The sequence below is a fragment of the Glycocaulis sp. genome, from assembly GCF_051859565.1.
Taxonomy (GTDB): Bacteria; Pseudomonadota; Alphaproteobacteria; order Caulobacterales; family Maricaulaceae; genus Glycocaulis.
The window spans coordinates 128,281-146,376 of record NZ_JBHYFK010000005.1; the positions used below are offsets into that span (position 1 = coordinate 128,281).

At 64.3% G+C, this 18,096-nt stretch carries 15 protein-coding genes; 7 read left to right on the forward strand and 8 right to left on the reverse strand.

The window, feature by feature from the left end:
* Window positions 1–7: 7 nt before the first annotated feature.
* The 3 genes from ACTIGC_RS08800 to ACTIGC_RS08810 are packed head-to-tail and all read right to left on the reverse strand — an operon-like array spanning window position 8 to window position 2,919.
* Window positions 8–823, reverse strand: coding sequence for an aminotransferase class IV (locus ACTIGC_RS08800; RefSeq protein WP_439634041.1), 816 nt, complete (start codon window positions 821–823; stop codon window positions 8–10).
* A complete protein-coding gene (locus tag ACTIGC_RS08805) occupies window positions 820–2,142 on the reverse strand; it encodes an anthranilate synthase component I family protein (protein ID WP_439634042.1) in 1,323 nt (440 codons plus the stop codon). Before ACTIGC_RS08805 ends, ACTIGC_RS08800 begins: the two co-directional genes overlap by 4 nt.
* 6 nt (window positions 2,143–2,148) lie before the next feature.
* A complete protein-coding gene (locus ACTIGC_RS08810) occupies window positions 2,149–2,919 on the reverse strand; it encodes a tyrosine-protein phosphatase (RefSeq protein WP_439634043.1) in 771 nt (256 codons plus the stop codon).
* 127 nt (window positions 2,920–3,046) lie between these two features.
* Between ACTIGC_RS08810 and ACTIGC_RS08815 the strand changes: the two genes are divergently transcribed.
* Entirely contained in the window at window positions 3,047–5,116 is a 2,070-nt protein-coding gene (locus ACTIGC_RS08815; RefSeq protein ID WP_439634044.1) for a putative bifunctional diguanylate cyclase/phosphodiesterase, read from the forward strand.
* On the opposite strand, the gene ACTIGC_RS08820 is transcribed toward ACTIGC_RS08815, so the two are convergent.
* The 4 genes from ACTIGC_RS08820 to ACTIGC_RS08835 form a co-directional block, all read right to left on the reverse strand.
* Entirely contained in the window at window positions 5,113–6,375 is a 1,263-nt protein-coding gene (locus ACTIGC_RS08820) for a SulP family inorganic anion transporter (RefSeq protein ID WP_439634045.1), read from the reverse strand. The two genes, ACTIGC_RS08815 and ACTIGC_RS08820, sit on opposite strands and share 4 nt — an antisense overlap.
* Before the next feature lie 30 nt (window positions 6,376–6,405).
* Window positions 6,406–7,905, reverse strand: coding sequence for an AMP nucleosidase (locus ACTIGC_RS08825; RefSeq protein WP_439634046.1), 1,500 nt, complete (start codon window positions 7,903–7,905; stop codon window positions 6,406–6,408).
* A 16-nt stretch (window positions 7,906–7,921) separates the two neighbouring features.
* Window positions 7,922–8,137: an AMP nucleosidase gene (locus tag ACTIGC_RS08830; protein ID WP_127565643.1), complete on the reverse strand. Its 216-nt coding sequence runs from the start codon at window positions 8,135–8,137 to the stop codon at window positions 7,922–7,924.
* A 105-nt stretch (window positions 8,138–8,242) separates the two neighbouring features.
* The gene (locus ACTIGC_RS08835) at window positions 8,243–9,526 is read right to left on the reverse strand and encodes an ectonucleotide pyrophosphatase/phosphodiesterase (RefSeq protein WP_439634047.1); all 1,284 of its coding nucleotides are present in this window, start codon (window positions 9,524–9,526) and stop codon (window positions 8,243–8,245) included.
* A 171-nt stretch (window positions 9,527–9,697) separates the two neighbouring features.
* Between ACTIGC_RS08835 and ACTIGC_RS08840 the strand changes: the two genes are divergently transcribed.
* Entirely contained in the window at window positions 9,698–12,271 is a 2,574-nt protein-coding gene (locus tag ACTIGC_RS08840; protein ID WP_439634048.1) for a bifunctional aspartate kinase/diaminopimelate decarboxylase, read from the forward strand.
* An 8-nt stretch (window positions 12,272–12,279) separates the two neighbouring features.
* On the opposite strand, the gene ACTIGC_RS08845 is transcribed toward ACTIGC_RS08840, so the two are convergent.
* A complete protein-coding gene (locus tag ACTIGC_RS08845) occupies window positions 12,280–12,924 on the reverse strand; it encodes a MarC family protein (protein ID WP_439634049.1) in 645 nt (214 codons plus the stop codon).
* A gap of 195 nt (window positions 12,925–13,119) precedes the next feature.
* On the opposite strand from ACTIGC_RS08845, the gene ACTIGC_RS08850 reads away from it, so the two are divergent.
* The 5 genes from ACTIGC_RS08850 to ACTIGC_RS08870 all read left to right on the forward strand — a co-directional run bounded on the left by ACTIGC_RS08850 (window position 13,120) and on the right by ACTIGC_RS08870 (window position 17,954).
* Entirely contained in the window at window positions 13,120–13,902 is a 783-nt protein-coding gene (locus ACTIGC_RS08850; RefSeq protein WP_439634050.1) for an enoyl-CoA hydratase/isomerase family protein, read from the forward strand.
* Window positions 13,903–14,049: 147 nt separating this feature from the next.
* Complete coding sequence (locus ACTIGC_RS08855) at window positions 14,050–14,973, forward strand: SDR family NAD(P)-dependent oxidoreductase (RefSeq protein WP_439634051.1); 924 nt, start codon at window positions 14,050–14,052, stop codon at window positions 14,971–14,973.
* Between the two features lie 27 nt (window positions 14,974–15,000).
* On the forward strand, window positions 15,001–16,203 hold the full coding sequence (locus ACTIGC_RS08860; RefSeq protein ID WP_439634052.1) for an acetyl-CoA C-acyltransferase: 1,203 nt from the start codon (window positions 15,001–15,003) through the stop codon (window positions 16,201–16,203).
* Between the two features lie 27 nt (window positions 16,204–16,230).
* Entirely contained in the window at window positions 16,231–17,085 is an 855-nt protein-coding gene (locus tag ACTIGC_RS08865; RefSeq protein ID WP_439634053.1) for a hypothetical protein, read from the forward strand.
* A gap of 41 nt (window positions 17,086–17,126) precedes the next feature.
* On the forward strand, window positions 17,127–17,954 hold the full coding sequence (locus tag ACTIGC_RS08870; RefSeq protein WP_439634054.1) for a tetratricopeptide repeat protein: 828 nt from the start codon (window positions 17,127–17,129) through the stop codon (window positions 17,952–17,954).
* Window positions 17,955–18,096 lie beyond the last annotated feature (142 nt).

Here is an 18,096-nt window from a genome sequence, read left to right on the forward strand (position 1 = left end):
GTGCAGCCTAGCGCGCATCGCGCTCTATATCGCAGACCAGTGCGGCAAGGGTGCTGTCCGTTTTCAGCAATCGCCCGTCCAGCATGGCGGCGGGCACTGCGCCCAGCGTGGCATTGGTCACGATGATTGCTTCAGCCGAGGCAAATGATTCCTGGCGGAAATGGTCTTCCTCCACGTGCAGTCCGCGCCGGGCAAAACCATCAAGGATGGCCGCCCGCGTTGTGCCGTTAAGAGCGCCGGTGTCCAGCGAGGGCGTGTAGATCGTCCGGCCCGTGACCCAGAACAGATTGGCACTGTCGGCGCAGGCGATACGCCCTTCCGGTGACAGCATCACCGCCATGTCGCCGCCGCGCGCCTTTGCCATCCGCCGGGCAAGGATATTGTCGCCATAGCCGATCATCTTGTAATGCGCGGCGAGGGTGAGCGGCGCGCGGCGCGGCGCGTCGAGCGTTATCAGGCGCACACTGTCAGGGCGCGGGGGCAACGCGCTGGCCGTTATCGCGACAGTCGGTGCCGCCTCATCCGCTTCCAGCCCGCGCCCGCCTTCACCCCGCGTGACGGTCAGGCGGATGGTGGCGGCGTCCAGCGCGTTGCGCCGGGAGAGATCTGCGGCGATGCCGGGTATGTCCAGCCCGCCATCAAATGGAATATCCAGCGCCGCAAGGCCTTCGGTCAGCCGGGCCAGATGCCGGTCCCAGCGGCGCAAGCTGCCCGCTTCAAGCCGCATGGTCTCAAACAGGCCGTCGCCCAGCAGAAATCCCCGGTCGGCAATGCCGATGCGGGCCTGCCCGGCCTCCATGATGGTGCCGTTCAGCCAGATCATGGCCGCCCCGCCGTTTCGATGGCCTGTTTCAGCATCGCGATCTTGGCATGCGTCTCGGCAAGCTCCGCCTCCGGCTGGCTGTCGACCGTAATGGCACCGCCGGAGCGCGCCTCGACCGTCCATTCATCGCCGTGCGCCACAAATCCTGCGGTACGGATCATGACATTGAACATTGCGCTGCCATCGGGGGACATAAGACCGGCTGCGCCGCAATAGGGCCCTCTCGCCTCTCTTTCAAGCTCGGCAATGATCTCCATCGCCCGCACCTTGGGCGCGCCGGTGATGGAGCCGGGCGGGAAGCTGGCGGCCAGCAGATCAAAAACGTCCTTGCCGGGCGCCATTTGGCCTGTCACCGCCGAGACCAGATGGTGGACATTGGCAAAGCTCTCCACCGCGAACAGTTCCGGCACGGTCACGCTGCCGGGCGTGCAGACGCGCGACAGGTCATTGCGCATGAGATCGACAATCATCAGGTTTTCCGCCCGGTCCTTGAGCGATGCTGCGAGTTCGGCGGCCAGTGCCGCATCGCTTTCCCGATTGCTCCCGCGTGGCCGGGTGCCCTTGATCGGGCGTGTTTCGACCTGCCCATCGCTGCCCAGTGACCAGAAGCGTTCGGGCGAGTTGGAAATCACCACCCGCTCCTCATCAAGGCGCACATAGACGGCAAATGGCGCCGGGCTGGTAGCGGCAAGTGCTTTCAGGACGGCCAGTGGCGCCTGCCTGCCTTTGATCCGGGCGTTGAAGCGGTGGGACAGATTGACCTGGAAGACATCGCCTGCACGGACATAGCCAAGTGCCGCGTTCGCAGCGTCCAGATAGCGCTCCTCGCGCCATACCGGCTGCAGAGGTGCCACTAGCTGCGCGCTGGCGGGTGTTGCGGGCGCGGAGATGAGTGCCGCATGCAGGCGCGCGGCTGCGGCAGGTTCACCCCTAACGGCCGCGCTGCCTGCCTGATGGTCAAAGACGGCCACGGCTTGATATACGCCCATCGCCATTACCGGCCATGGGGTCAGCGGAGCGGGCGGTGATGGCAGCGCCTCGAACCGGGCCGCGAGATCATAGCTCAGAAGCCCGCCAATCCACGCATCCGGATAGCGTAGACGGGCCGCCTTTAAAGGCTGCAGCGGATCGCCCTGAGCCGGAGATTGCATCATGTCCGCTGCAAACGCTGTCAGATAGCTGAAGCGCCCGCGCGGCGTCCCGTCTCCGCCTGAAAGCAGCAGAGCGCCGGGCTGATCGGCGATCGCCGCAAGATAGTCCGCTGGCGCCCGCCAGGCGAGCGGCAGGTCAGGCCCTGATGAGGCGGCCGGTTCAGCCATGATGCATTATCCGGTGAGGGTCTCGCGCAGGCGTTCGATGACAGCGTCTTCCAGCCCCAGCGCATCGCGCAGATAGGCGCGCTGATCGCCGATCGCCTCCATCGCGGCGTCGTAATAGACCGGGTCCACACCCAGGAAGGCGCGCAGCTCCTCATGGCCGGTTTTCTTGCCGAGTGTCTCTTCCAGCCGCTTGCCGACAGCCGGTACCAGGCGGTCGAAATCAACAGCCGTATTGGTCATCAGATAGTCTTCGCGCACCATTTCCTCATCGACGCCCAGCGCGGTCAGCAACAAGGCGCAGAACAGGCCGGTGCGGTCCTTGCCGGCGGCACAATGCACGATGAAACCGTCGTCGGGTTTGCTGTCGGCGAGCTGGCGCAGCCCGTTGGCGAAGACCCACTGATTGCCCGGATCGAAGGGCAGGCGGCGATAGGTTTGCGTCATGAAGCCACGAATGGAGTCCAGCGACATGTCGCTTTCGCGCAGGAAGACCAGATGGGGCGGCTCGTCCGACCCGGCATGATCGCTGGCCAGCACGACAACCCCTTCGCGCTGCGGCCAATGTGACGGTTCCGCCTCGCGTTCGCGCGGGCGGCGCAGATCAGCCACGACACGAACGGACAGACCATCCATGGTTTCGATATCGGCAGGGGTGGCCCGGGAAAACTGGCCAGACCTGTAAAGCCCGTCACGCACCTTGCCGCCTGTTACAAGGTCGTATGCACCAAACTTCCGGAAATTATGGACGCCCTCAAGGCGCAGGACACGATCGCTCATGCACCTGACCTAGCCCGCCCGCATTCGGCCAGCAAGGCTTGCGCACGCCTGAACAAGGAAATTTAACCTATGCAACCTATCAAATCGTCAAAACATATAAGAATGCACCATTAGGTGGGGTTGTCCGATGCGCGTGTTCACTTGCCTCTTTACGGAGCATAACCTCTGGTTTGTGCTGCTCGCGGCCATCATGTGCGTGGTTGGGGCTAGCGTCACTATCCGTCTTTACAGGCAGGTGACGCAGGCAGAGGGGCTGGCCCGCATTGGCTGGGCTTTTTTGGCGGCGATCTGCGCGGGATCGGCGATCTGGACTACGCATTTCATCGCGATGCTCGGCTACCAGCCCGGCACGGCCGTGACGCTCGATGCCTGGCTGACGATTGCCTCCGGTCTCATCGCCATTGCCGGATCGGGCGTGGCGTTTCTCGTGGCGACCAACCGCCATCTTAAGTTTGCGCCGCTGTTTGGTGGCGCTCTGCTCGGCCTCACGATAAGCGCGATGCACTTTACCGGCATGTTTGCCTACCGCGTCGATGGCATCGTCACCTGGGACGGCGGATATATTGCGGTGGCCATTGTGCTGGCCGTCGTGTTCAGTGCCGCCGCGCTTCACCTGACCATACGCTGGCAGGGCGGCTGGCGCTGCATGGTGCCAGCGCTGACGCTGGTCACTGGCATCGTGCTCCTGCATTTCACTGGCATGGCTGCCTTCATGGTCGAGCCGATCCTTGGCTACCAGCCGGGCGCCAGCTCCGAGGCCTTCACCGTGATGGCGGTGGCGGTGGCGATTGCCGGCGTGCTGATCCTCGGCACCGGTCTAGCCACCTTCTATATCGAGAAGCGCATGCGTGAGACTCAGGACGCTCAGCTGCGCCATATGGCGCTGCACGATCCGCTGACCGGCCTGCCCAACCGCACCAGCTTCTATGCGCGCCTTGATGCGCGTCTGGCCGGTCAGTATTCGGGGAGCACTGCCGTCGCGGCGATTGATCTGAACCGCTTCAAGGAAATCAATGATGGCTGGGGCCACGCCGCCGGCGATCATGTGCTGTGCGAACTGGCCGAACGCCTGCGCAAGTTTGACGGTGCGCGTCATTTCGCGGCCCGTCTGGGCGGTGACGAGTTCTGTGTCATCCTGAAGACGGGTGACGAGCTGGAGCTGCAAAAGCTTGTCCAGCAGCTTGAGGCGCTGCTGTCTGAGTCCATTGCCTATGGCGCGCTGGAAACCTCTACCGGCGGCAGTATCGGTGTAGCGGTCTACCCGCGCGACGGTGAGGACCGCGACGCTCTGGTGCGCAATGCCGACCTCGCCATGTACCGGGCCAAATCCGATCCGCTCATCAATGTGTGTTTCTACGATTCAGAACTGGGCGACATCGTGCGCGAACGCCGCCAGCTCGCCAATGATCTGCGCCACGCCATCGATAATGACGAGCTGGCCCTGCACTATCAGGTCCAGACGGCCATCGGCACGGGCGAGGTGCGCGGCTATGAAGCCCTGCTGCGCTGGACGCATCCGGCAAAGGGCCCGATCTCCCCGGCAGACTTCATTCCGCTGGCTGAAGCCAACGGGCTGATCCTGCCCCTGGGTGACTGGGTGCTGCGCAAGGCGTGCGTGGATGCTGTCTCATGGCCGCATCCGCACAAGGTGGCGGTGAATCTCTCGGCTATTCAGCTGACCCATATCGGCCTGCCCCAGCAGATCCATCAGGTGCTGATCGAGACGGGCCTGCCGCCTTCGCGCCTGGAGATCGAGCTGACCGAGACGGCGCTCATCAAGGACAAGGTCCAGTCGTTGCACATCATGCGGCAGATCAAGGCGCTGGGCGTGTCGATTGCGCTTGACGATTTTGGCACCGGCTATTCCTCGCTCGACACGCTGCGCACCTTCCCGTTTGACAAGATCAAGCTGGACAAATCCTTCACTGACGAGCTGAAGACCGACCAGCGTTCGCTGGCGGTCGTGCGCGCCGTGCTGGCACTGGCCAAGAGCCTGTCCATTCCCGTGCTGGCTGAAGGCATCGAGACGCAGGAACAGCTGGATCTTCTGCATCTGGAAAGCTGCGATGAGGGGCAAGGCTTCCTGCTCGGCCGCCCGGCACCCATTGATGTTGTGGCCCAGCTCGGCACACGCATCCGCATTAGCGGTGCGAACGCCATGGAGCCGTTTCCGGCAAAGCCTTCAAAGCGCGCCTAGCGCTTCGGCGGCGTCCAGTCCTTCGGCTCCGGCTTCGATTTGCGCAGCCTGAGCGCCAGCCCGATGCCCACACCGGCCCCGACCGCTACCGCCAGGTCGACGAAGACGGTCAAGAGCAGCGTGAGCACCAGCAGGGCCAGATCGGCCCGTGGCAGCTTCGCATACTCGCGCCATTTGTGCGGCTCGCTCATGTTCCACGCGGTCAGCATGAGCAGGGCGGCCAGCGCCGGCAGAACCAGATAACCGGCAAGGCTCGAGGCAAACAGCAGGATCAGCAACAGGGCCAGCGCGTGGACGATGCCAGCGACGGGTGTGCGTCCGCCTGCCTTGATGTTGGTCGCAGTGCGCGCGATGGCACCTGTGACCGGCATGCCGCCAAACAGGGCCGAAGCCAGATTGGCCGTGCCCTGCGCCGCCACCTCCGCGTTGGGCCGGTGGCGCGTCTCGATCATCTTGTCGGCAACGAGCGCCGAGAGAAGCGACTCCACCGCGGCGAGAAACGCGATAATGAGGGCCGATGGCAGGAGGGCAAGCAGGCGCTCCACCGAGACATCCGGCACTGAAGGCGCTGGAAAACCGCCGGACAATTCGCCAAAGCGTGCGGCAATCGTGTCCACGGGCAGGCCGAAGCTGAGAACCAGCACTGAGGCGGTGGCCATCACCAGCAAGAGGCCGGGAAAGCGCGGGAACATCCAGCGCAGCAAGGCGATGACAGCCAGGCTGCTGGCGGCGATGCCTGCCGCCCAGGGATTAAAGCTGCCGCGCGCGCTCCAGAGCGCAGCGAGCTTTTCCACAAACTCGGCTGGCACCATGGCGAGTTCCAGCCCGAAGAAGTCCTTTAACTGGCTGGTGGCAATGATAATGGCGATGCCGATGGTGAAGCCGTTGATGACGGCCTCAGGCACGTAGGCAATGAGATTGCCGACCCGCAACCACCCAGCGGCCAGAAGGATAAGGCCTGCCATCAGGGTCGCCAGAACCAGCCCGTCATAGCCGTGCTGCGCAATAATGCCGAACACCACGACGATAAACGCGCCGGTCGGTCCGCCAATCTGGACCCGGCTGCCGCCCAGCAGCGAGACGAAAAACCCGCCTACAATCGCGGTGACAAGTCCCTTGGCCGGTTCCGCACCTGACGCAATCGCAATGGCAAGGCTGAGCGGCAGCGCGATGAGTGCCACCGTTATCCCGGCCATCACATCGGCGGAAAACTGCTTCCAGCTATAGTCCCGCAGCGTGGTCAGTATCTTGGGCTGCATGACATTCACCAGAAAAATGAGCCGTTATTGTTATCGGAACGGCGGCTCGTCAAAACTTCTAAGCTTGCGTGAGTGCAGGGCTTCGGAGCCCGCCTCTTTCAGGATGTGAACCGTTTCTATCCCGGCAAGCAGGTGTTCTGACACCGACTTGTTGTAGAAGCGGTTGGCGGCGCCCGGCAGTTTCAGCTCGCCATGCAGCGGCTTGTCAGAGACGCACAGCAGCGTTCCGTAAGGCACGCGCAGGCGGAAGCCGTTGGCGGCAATCGTGGCGCTTTCCATGTCGACAGCGATGGAGCGCGACTGGTTGATGCGCCGGGCTTCCTGCAGATAGCGCAGCTCCCAGTTCCGGTCGGCATGGGTGACGACGGTGCCGGTGCGCAGGCGGCGTTTGAGCGCCTCACCCTTGTCGCCGCTGACACGCTTGACTGCGTCCTGCAGGGCGATCTGGATCTCGGCAATCGGCGGGATTGGAATTTCCACCGGCAGGTCACGGTCCAGCACCGCGTCATAGCGCAGATATGCGTGGGCCAGCACATAGTCGCCCAAGCGCTGGGAGTGGCGAAGCCCGCCGCAATGGCCGATCATCAGCCAGCATTCCGGCCGCAGCACCGCCAGATGGTCGGTAATGTTCTTCGCGTTGGACGGGCCGACCCCGATATTGACCAGCGTGATACCGCGCCGTCCGGGTGCTTTCAGGTGATAGGCCGGCATCTGGAAGCGCCGCCAGGGCGCGCTTTCCACCACGCCAAGCGGATCATCCGTGTTGGCATCGACATGGACAAATCCCGCCGCTGACAGGGATTCGTACTCGTTGTCGCCTTTGAGCTGCTCGGCCGCCCAGGCCACAAACGCGTCGACATAGCGGTGATAGTTGGTGAACAGGATGAAGTCCTGAACATCCTCGAACGGCGTGCCGGTATAGTGCTTGATGCGCTGGAGCGAGTAATCGGTGCGGGCGCCGTCAAACAGGGAGAGCGGGCGCGGCGTACCCGGGATGGAGGGCCGCTCGCCATTAGGCAGGGCATCATCAATGCGCGACAGGTCGGCATAGGGAAAATGGCGCACCAGCTCGGCTGGCGCCGCGCCGTCCATGTCCAGGTCCTCGGCGCCGTCCAGCACGTAGGAGAACGGAATTTCCTGGGTGGAAATCCCGGTTTCCACCAGCACATCATACTCGCCCTGAAGCAGGCCGATCTGCGTCGTGAGGTAATCGCGGAACAGTTCCGGGTGCGTAATCGTCTGGGTGTAGACACCGCTTTCGGAAAACTTGCCGAAGGCCCGGCTCAAGGGGGGTACAGGCCCGTCCGGCCTGTAGGTGATGCGGAGCTCGGGATAGGCAAATAGCCCGCAAGCCCGGTCTGCACCGCCCGGTGGCAGCCCGCCACCCAGATAGGTTTTCAGCGCCGCGCGCAGGGATGCGACCGAGCGGGCATAAAGCGCGCTCAGCCGGTCGACGGCCTCTCCTGCGGTGGTGGCAGGCTCGAATGTGTCGGCAACGGCTTCTGGCCGGACGGGGCTGGCAGGCAGCAAGGTGTGGCCTGCCTTCCTATTCTTCGCGCTTGGTGAAGGTCACGGTGAATACCGGCTCGCCGCCAAACTCGTCGCTGGTCGAGCCGTCATCATTGATGCGCTGGAACACGGTCGGCTCGATACGGCCTTCCATGCGGTAGCCCCGCTCGGACATCCGGCCGCGGTGAAACTCAAGCGCCGCAGCGGAAAAGGTCGACGCGATAAAGGTGATGCGATGTGGCGCGTTGGACATGCCGGGCTTCCTTCCGTGTGGCAAACAGACTCGTTCCTCCTTCGATAGCCTGTCGCACGGGCAAGGCCAAGCCGGGAGGTGGGAAAGCTGGTTGCGCCCGCGACACTACTCCAGCTCGCAGCGCCCGCCCGTCAGGGCGGACACCACGGCCGGATCGCCGGCCGTGTCGGCAGGTTCGAGGTCCAGAATGCACGCGATCAGCAGATAGACATTGATGTTCTCAAACAGGCCCGGACGCGTGCCTTCGGGGAAGGCTGGACCAGCGGCAACAAAGCCTGCGTGCATGAGCGGGTCGATGCTGTCGTGCCCGTGCACGCCCAGAGAACGCCACGGACTGCCCAGCGGCAGAGCGCGCGCGCTCATCGTCCAGCCCGGATCGGCCAGCACGAACAGGTCCGGACCGCGCGTGGGATGGTCAAAGCGGAAATGGTCCGGCATCTCCCCGCGCTTCCACGCCCGCATGTGCGGGTGTGCGCCCTGAAGGGCCTGATGGGCGGCATCAATCGCGTCCGGCTCGCCATAGACGTTCAGGAAGGGGCGGAAGCCATTGCCGCCGCGCCCCTCGATTTCGGGGATATAGACCGTATCGAGATCGATCCACTGATCGAAATGGATCACCTGGTCTTCCGGGTTGGTGGCCATGCCGTGGTCGGACACGATGATGATATTGGTGCGCTCCAGAAGGCCGCGCGCCTCCAGCCCGGCCACCAGATCGCCGATATGGCGATCGACAGTCGCAACCGCCTCGCCAACTTCGGGCGTGTTGGCGCCGGTACGGTGCCCGATCGTGTCGACAAGGTCGAAATAGACGGCGGCAAAGCGCGGGCGCTCCTCTTGCGGCCCGTCGAACCAGGCCAGCACCTCTTCCACGCGTTCTTCGTAGGGCTTGTTGTGCTCGTAGGGCGTCCAGCGGGTGGGGCGGTCTCCGGCAAACTCAACCTCACTGCCCAGCCAGAACATGATCGAGGTGGGCAGCCCCTGACGCTCTGCCGTGATCCAGATCGGCTCGCCCGCCCACCAGCGGCTGTCCTGCGCGCTCACCGGGTTGACGAAGCCTTCGTTCAGCTCGCGGTCGAACGGCGCGTTGTTGATCATGCCGTGATCTTCCGGATAGAGCCCGGTCGCGATGGAGTAGAAATTGGTGAAGGTGACGCTCGGCATCACTGAAATCATGCCGTCAGGCCGGATGCCGCGATTGGCAAGCGCCTGCATGTTTGGCGCATCAAACAGGTCCAGCGCGTCAGCCGTCAGCCCGTCCACGCCGATCATCAGCACAATCGGCTCATCTGACGGTGCAGACGCGGCCTCGCGGAGCGTGTCCGTGCTGGCGCATGCGGTCAGCCCGGAGAAGGTGGCAAGGATGAGCAGGGTGCGGAACGGCGTCATCATGTTTCCCTCATGCAGGCCGGAAATGGTACCCGGCTGGTAGCGCGGCCGCGTGTCACTGGCATGACACCGTGTGAAGTGCAAATACCTCTGCCCGTTGCGCAGCGCAGCATAAGCGGTAAAGGAAGGGGTTTGTGTCCGCGTCCTGCGGACGGTCGAACCAAGGCAGAGCCCATGACGGCGCGTTCCCTTATCGTGATGAAGTTTGGCGGCACCTCTGTGGCCCGCCCGAAAAACTGGGAAATCATTGCGCGTCTGGCCCGAAAACGCCTGGCCGATGGTGAGCGCGTGCTGATCGTGCATTCGGCCCTGTCAGGCATTTCCAACCTGCTCGAAGCGCTCCCCGGTCTGGCGCTGGCAGGCGAGGGCGAAGCGGCAGCTGCGGCGATCCGCCAGCGTCATCTCGATTTTGCGCAGGAGGCAGGGCTGGACGGTGCGGCGATACTGGCCCCGTGGTTCACCCGTCTTGACGCGCTGACCGCCGGCATGGCGCTGGTGGGCGAGGCGAGCGCGCGCGTGCGCGCCGAGACCATGGCGCTCGGCGAACTCATGGCGTCCGCGCTTGGCCTTGCGCTCCTGAAGAAGCTTGGCGTTGCGGCTGAAGGCCTTGATGCGCGCGACGTGCTGACCGGCACCAACACGCACGATGAGACGCGCAGCTGGCTCGACAATGCGGTAAGCGAGGAGCGCGACGAGACGCTGATTGCCCGTCTTGCGCCCCATGACGTGATCCTGACCCAGGGCTTTATCGCGTCGCGCGCCGGGGGCGGCACGGTGCTGCTGGGCCGGGGCGGATCGGATACGTCTGCGGCCTATTTCGCGGCGCGCGCAGGCGCCGCGCGGGTGGAAATCTGGACCGATGTGCCCGGCCTTTTCAGCGCTGATCCGCGCCTGACCGATGGCGCGCGCATGCTGACCGCGCTCAGCTATGAGGAAGCGCAGGAAATCGCCACGATGGGCGGCAAGGTGCTCCATCCGCGCTCGGTCGGCCCGGCCCGGCGCGCGGGCATTCCCATGCTCGTGAAGGACACGTTCCGCCCGGACCTGCCCGGCACGCGTATCACTGGCGAGCCCGGCGACGACGCGCCGCGCCTGAAGGCCGTGTCGGTGAAGACCGGCGTGCGCTTGGTGGTGCTGGAGGGCTCTGGCATGTGGCGCCAGGCCGGTTTCCTCGCTGACATTTTTGCCGCCTTCAAGCATTGCGGGATTTCCGTCGATCAGGTCTCGACCTCCGAGACCAATGTCACCGTCTCGCTGGACCCTGATCCGGGGCTTGATGCGGCGCGTCTGGACATGCTGCGCGCAGCGCTCGCCCCGCTCTGCCGGGTGCGCATCGAGGAGGGCAAGGCGGCTGTCTCGATGGTGGGCTATGGCATACGCCGCATCCTCCATCAGCTCGCGCCTGCCTTTGAGGCCTTCCAGCAAAAGCCCGTGCATCTGGTCAGTCAGGCAGCCAACGACCTCAATTTCACCGTCGTGGTGGACGAGGCCGATGGCGCGGCGCTGGCCAAGAGCCTGCATGAAAGCTTGATCGGGCAGATGCCGGAAGACCGCGTGTTCGGGCCGAGCTGGGCCGAGATCAGCGCTCCCGCCGGCAAGGCGGCCGGGACTGCGCGTCCTGCACCGTGGTGGGAAACGCGCCGCGAGGATTTGCTGGCCCAGGCGCCGGATGCGGGCGGGCGGTATGTCTACGACCTGACCACCGTCGAGGCCCGCGCGCGCGCTGTCGCGGGCCTTCGAAGCGTTGATGCGGCGTGGTTTGCCATGAAGGCCAACCCGCATGCGGATGTGCTGCGCACGGTGGAAGCTTCCGGCATCGGATTTGAGTGCGTGTCGATGGGCGAGGTGGCGCGCGTGCGCGAAACCCTGTCCGATCTGCCCGCCGCCCGCATCCTCTTCACGCCGAACTTTGCCCCGCGCGCCGAGTACGAAGCGGCCATTGCGCTCGGCACGCATCTGACGATTGACGGGCTTCACCCGCTTCGCGAATGGCCGGACCTGTTTGCGGGCAAGGACATCATTCTGCGCGTCAATCCTGACCGTCCGCGTGGCCATCACGAGCATGTACGCACCGCGGGCCCGAAGGCGAAGTTCGGCATCCCGCTGGAACAGCTCGGCCATGCTGCAGAGCTGGCGAAAGCCGCAGGCGCCAATGTGAAGGGCCTGCACGCCCATGCCGGTTCGGGTATCACCGAGGCCGGGCACTGGCGCGAGATCGGCCGCATTCTGGGCGAGGCCGCATCCAGCATAGGCGGCGTCAGCATCATCAATGTCGGCGGCGGGTTGGGCGTGCCTGACAATCCCGACGCGCCCATTCTCGATCTTGCCGAAGTGGATCGCGAGCTGGCGGGCGTGAAACGCGCGCTGGACGGCGTTGAGCTCTGGATGGAGCCGGGCCGCTATCTGGTGGCCGAGGCAGGCGTGCTGCTGGCACGTGTCACGCAGGTGAAGATGAGCTTTGGCACCCGCTTTATCGGTATCAGCACCGGCATGAATTCGCTCATCCGCCCGGCGCTCTATGGTGCGCGCCATGAGATTGTGAATCTCACCCGGCTGGGCGAGGCCCCGGCGGGTCTTGCCTCCATAGTCGGCCCGATCTGCGAGAGCGCAGACCTTCTGGGCGCCGACCGGCTGATGCCGGAGACGCGAGAGGGCGATGTCATCCTGATCGCGGAGGCGGGCGCCTATGGCGCCGTGATGAGCTCGCGCTACAATCTGCGCGATCCGGCGGACGAGGCGGTGATATAGGCGTTCGCCTATATCCCGTTAAGTGCGATCAGGCCGGAGCCGCGAAGGCCGGTAATGACAAACTCTACCGCCAGCGCAGCCAGGATGATCCCCATGATGCGGATGGAGACGGTGCGCGCGCTGTGTGAGACCATCCGGTCAAGGAAGGGCGCGACCAGCAGGGCGGCCAGCAGCAGGCCGACCACGATCAGCACAACGGCTGCGAACATCCCCATCTTCACCGGGCTGGTGGAAGCCTGCTCGGAGAAAATGATCAGCGTGGTGATCGTGCCGGGGCCGACCGTCATCGGGATGGTGAAGGGGTAGATGGCAGGGTTGTCGATATTTTCCTGCGAGGCGCGCTCGCGCTCGGTGCCGGCACTGGAGGTGTGGCGCGAGCCGGAGATCATCGTCAGCGCGATGGTGAAGAGCAGTATGCCGCCGGCAATGCGGAAGCTGTCGATGGCAATGCCAAAGAGGCCAAGCACGAACTTGCCGGCAATAGCGATGGCGAAACAGGCGATCACCGTGGCAATCGCTGCCTGAATGGCCATTTTGCGCTGTGCCTGCGGGGTGTTTCCAGCCGTCAGGGACAGAAAGACCGGCATGGCGGCAAGCGGGTTTATCATCGCGAAAAGCGCGGCGATAAACCGGCTGAAGAATTCGATTTCCATGGCCCTGGCGGCGTCCCTGACTGGGGGTGTTCCAATGCGCCTGCCACTACGCGCTCACGCCGGTCCATGCAAGGACAGCCTCACCATCATCACCGCATTGCCGCTATGTGAAAAAGCGGGAGGAGGGGCTGCTGGCAGATTGCCGGGGCGGTCAGCCACGGTTATTCGGTAACGCCAAGCAACAAGGCTCAGCCCATGCAAACTGACCCGATCCGCCTGGAGGTGCGCGGCACGACCGCCCACCTCATCCTCAACCGGCCAGACAAGCGCAATGCGCTCAATGGGGCGATGTGGGGCTCGATCCCCGTCCTGCTGGAGCGGGCGCTCACTCATCACGATGTCCGTCTTCTCGTCGTCAGCGGTACGGGCGGAAGCTTCGCGGCCGGGGCAGACATCTCCGAGTTTGAAGAGGTTTACGCCACGCCGGAGCGGGCAGAAGCCTATTCGCGCAGCATCGCGAAGGCGCTGGACACTCTGGCCGCCTTTCCACGTCCCACCCTTGCCATGATCGAGGGCGCCTGTGTGGGCGGCGGATGCGGTCTGGCACTCGCCTGTGACCTGCGGTTCGCCGCCGAAGGCTCGCGCTTTGGCATCACGCCGGGCAAGCTGGGGCTGGTCTACACACTCAATGACACCGCACGCCTGATCCGCGCAGTCGGTGTGCCGGTGGCCAAGGATATGTTGTTCTCAGGGCGGCTTCTGGATGCCGGGGAGGCGCTCTCAATTGGCCTTATCAACCGTCTGGTGCCGGCGGACAGGCTCAGCGGGGAAGTAGAGGCCTATGCCAGCCTGCTCAAGGCCACATCACCCAACTCGGCAAAAATCACCAAACAACTCATCGCGCTCGTCGAAGCCGGTCAGGCTGAGGACGACGACGCGACGCGCGCGCTCTTCCTGGAGGCGTTCTCAAGCGCCGATTTTCAGGAAGGCTACCGGGCCTTTCTGGAAAAGCGTACGCCGGAATTTGGCAAGGGGTAGGGGAGGGGGCTTCCCTTCCCTGTTGCATTGCAGCAAGAAAAGCGCTTCGCTTCGCCGGAGAAAAAAGGCGGGGTACACCTGCCGCAAAATAACCGCTCCGGTGTTACCGGAGCCAAAGCTGCAAATACAATCAGGGGAACACGTAATATGAGCGATATCCGGTTTGACGGCCGTGTGGCCATTATCACGGGCGCCGGGGCAGGGCTTGGCCGCTCTCACGCGCTGGCGCTGGCCGCGCGCGGGGCAAAAGTCGTGGTCAATGATCTGGGCGGCGCGGTCGATGGCACGGGCGGCTCGATCAGCGCGGCGCAAGCCGTCGTCAACGAGATCGAGGCTGCGGGCGGCGAGGCCATCGCGCACGGTGCGAATGTCACCAAGGCCGATGAAGTCGCCGACATGGTCGACAGCACCATGAAGAAATGGGGCCGGGTCGACATCCTGGTGAACAATGCCGGCATTCTGCGTGACAAGAGCTTCGCCAAGATGAGCCTGGAGGATTTCCGGGCAGTTCTCGATGTCCACGTCATGGGCGCGGCGACCTGCACCAAGGCGGTATGGGAGATCATGCGTGAGGCCAATTATGGCCGCGTGGTGATGACCAGTTCGTCGTCGGGCATTTACGGCAATTTCGGCCAGTCCAACTATGGCGCGGCGAAGATGGGCCTGGTTGGCTTCATGAACGTGCTGCATCTGGAAGGGGCGAAGAACAATATCCGCGTCAACGCGCTCTCGCCCACCGCGCGCACCCGCATGACCGAGGGTCTGATCCCGGAAGAGGCGCTCAAGCTGATGACGGTGGAGAGTGTCACGGCGGGTCTGGTCTATCTCGTCAGCGAAGACGCGCCGAGCCGCACGGTGCTGTGCGCCGGGGCTGGCGGGTATGCCGCCACGCGCATCTACGAGACAGACGGCATCTTCCTGCCGCCTGCTGAGCAGACGCCGGAAAATGTCGCAAAGCATTTTGCGCAAATCCTCGACCCGAAAGGTCAGGAGCCCTATGAACAGGGCGGACAGCAGACCATGAAATTCATTGCCAAGGCGGCTGAAGCTGCCGGCGTAAAGCTCGGCTAGACCGACGCGATCCGGAGGAGACATATCATGCGTGAAGCCGTCATCGTATCGACTGCGCGTACACCCATTGGCCGCGCCTATCGCGGCGCGTTCAACAATACACAGGCCCAGGAGCTGGGCGGCCATGTCATCGCCGAGGCGGTGAAGCGTTCCGGCGTCGATCCGAAGGAAGTCGACGATGTGGTGATGGGCGCTGCCATGCAGCAGGGCTCCACCTTCCAGAACACGGCGCGCCAGTGCCTCATCCGCGGCGGGCTGCCCACGACCGTCTCCGGCCAGACGGTGGACCGTCAGTGCGCCTCCGGCCTGATGGCGATCTCGATGGCCGCCAAGCAGATCATTTCTGACGGCATGACGGTCACGGTTGGCGGTGGTCTGGAATCCATTTCGCTGGTCCAAAACGAGCACATGAACATCCACCGCGCGTTTGATCCGTGGATCAACGAACACCGCCCTGATCTCTACATGTCCATGCTGGAAACCGCCGAGATCGTGGCCGAGCGCTACAACATCTCCCGCGATGCGCAGGACGAATACGCGCTCCAGTCCCAGCAGCGCACCGCCGCCGCGCAAGCCGCTGGCAAGTTCGATGACGAGATCGTGCCGCTCGCTTCCAAAATGGGCGTGATGGACAAGGCCACGGGCCAGATTTCCATCGTCGACACCAAGCTGGAGAAGGACGAGGGCAATCGCGCCGACACCACGTTGGAAGGGCTGCAGGGCCTGCGCACCGTTCACGCGAACGGCCAGAAGGTGAAGGAAGGCAAGTTCATCACCGCCGGTAACGCCTCCCAGCTGTCCGATGGCGCATCGGCCAGCGTGCTGATGGAAGCGAAAGAAGCCGAGCGCCGGGGCCTCACCCCCCTCGGTGCCTATCGCGGTATCGCGGTGGCAGGTCTTGATCCGGACGAGATGGGCATTGGCCCGGTCTATGCCGTGCCGAAACTCCTGAAAGCCAACGGGCTGAAGATGGACGATATCGGCCTGTGGGAGCTCAATGAGGCTTTCGCGGTGCAGGTGCTCTATTGCCGCGACAAGCTGGGCATCCCGAATGACCGGCTGAACGTCAATGGTGGGGCCATCTCCATCGGCCACCCCTATGGCATGAGCGGTGCGCGCATGACCGGCCACGCGCTGATCGAGGGCAAGCGCCGCGGTGCCAAATACGTTGTCGTCACCATGTGTGTGGGCGGCGGCATGGGCGCAGCGGGCCTGTTCGAGGTATACTAGCCCATCGGCAAACACGGGGAGGGGCGCATGCGGTTCATTTCGGCATTTGCAGGTACGTTGTGCCTGCTGGCGGGCCTGTCCGCCTGCGCTCCTACCACTTCCGGCGGCCTGCAAAGCGCATTTTCACCCATCCAGCCTGGTTCGGACTTCTCCCCGCGCCAGCCATCACGCCCCGAACTCTCCGGCTATATCGCTGAAGGGCCGGGCTTCATGCTCGAGATGCTGTTCGACGAAGCCCCCGATGGCGGGGTGGAGATCGATACCATCATTGATACTGGCGCGGCCGCGCTTCTGATGCCCCGCCTGACCATGGCAGAGTCCTGGCTGGCAGATGGGGCGCAACGCTATGAAGGGCGGCTGGACCGACATGGCGAGGTTACGCTGACGCTGGAAGCAGGCCCGTGCGCCATCGGCGATATCCGCTATGGGCTGTTTGCCAGCCTGCAGGCAGGCGGACGCGCCTATGAGGGATGTGCGCGCGAAACCGGCCCGCATGTGCGCTGGACGCACGAGATCGGCGAGTTCCTGCCCGCTATCGAGGCGTGCCGCGCAGACAGCGCCGTATCCGCCCTTGCTCATGTGCGCGGGGCAGGCGAGCGCCGGGTGAGCCTTGCCTACCGCGATGGCGACAGCCAGATCGTGCGCTTTGAATATCCGGGCAATGGCCGGTTTGACTGCACCTACGCGCATGAAGCGGTGCGCTGGCGCGCGGTTTCCGACCTCGAACCGGCCCTGCCCGGCGAACGTGATCCCTATTTCCTGCCGGGCCGGATGCCCGCTGGCAATGAAGGATGCTATCTCTACGAACGTGTCCGTGATGCACGCGGCGAGACGCTGGGCGCGCTCGCCCACGATGCGTGTGCTGTCACGCCCGTCGGTTGAACGCTCGCGCTGATTGACCGACTCACGCCATTTTACTTTCCATGGTGATGCTGGCCCTTGCCCTTTTCGCGCTGACACAGGCTGAGCCGGAGCAGGCCGGCCTCGCTGACGCGTGGCTTGTCAGTGCTGGTGAAGGCTCGGCAGACCTCTGGCTGGCTCTTGAGGGGCAGCCTCTGGCCATGAATTCTGCCGCGGCAGATGATGGCGCGCTGGAGTTGACGCTGCACGGCTTTGCCTGCGCTAGCCGCGAAATCCTTCCCCCTGCCGGACGCCCCGTAAGCCGCCTGAACATGGCAGCCAACGGGCAAGGCGACTGTATCATCCGGTTGGAAGGACAGTGGAGCGCCGCGCAGGCCTTTCTCGGTGAGGGCGGCATTCTGGTGTCGCTTGACGGTGTGGCGTTCAGCCCTGTCCCCCTCAGCCCGGTTGCCGGCGCGGCCCGAACGGCTCCTGACACGAGTGTGGCAGCGTCGCCCGCTACTGAAGGTACGCCGGAAACGGCGCAAGGCACGGCCAGTGCCCCCAATACGCCCGCCACGTCTCCGGCGGTGGTGACGGCGGCGGGCGGCGCGTGTGAGCAGAGCGCGGCGCGGCTGGACGACACCCCCTGGGATCTTGCGGCCATGTCCGGTCACGGTGATTGTCTGGCCGCTTCCGGCAGAACGGCCGATGCTGAAACGCTCTACGAGCGTGTGCTGGCCTTCGAGCCGGGCCATTATGGCGCGGCGCTGGGGCTGGCCCGCCTGCGTGCTGCGCAAGGTGATACCGCTGCCGCTGCCGCCTTGTTCCAGACAGCAGCCGATAGTGCCCGCACAGACGGCGAAGCACTGGCCGCGCGCAGCGCCGCGCAAAGCCTCGAAGAACGCTAGCCCAGGGCAGCGCCGTTTTTGTCTGAGCGGTTAAACTGACAGAAACCCCTTCCTGCTAGAACACGTCCTGCCGGGCACAGACCTGGCTGGGTGTTCATCAAAAGCCGCATCCAAGCGGCTCACTAACGGGTTGGGTGAAATC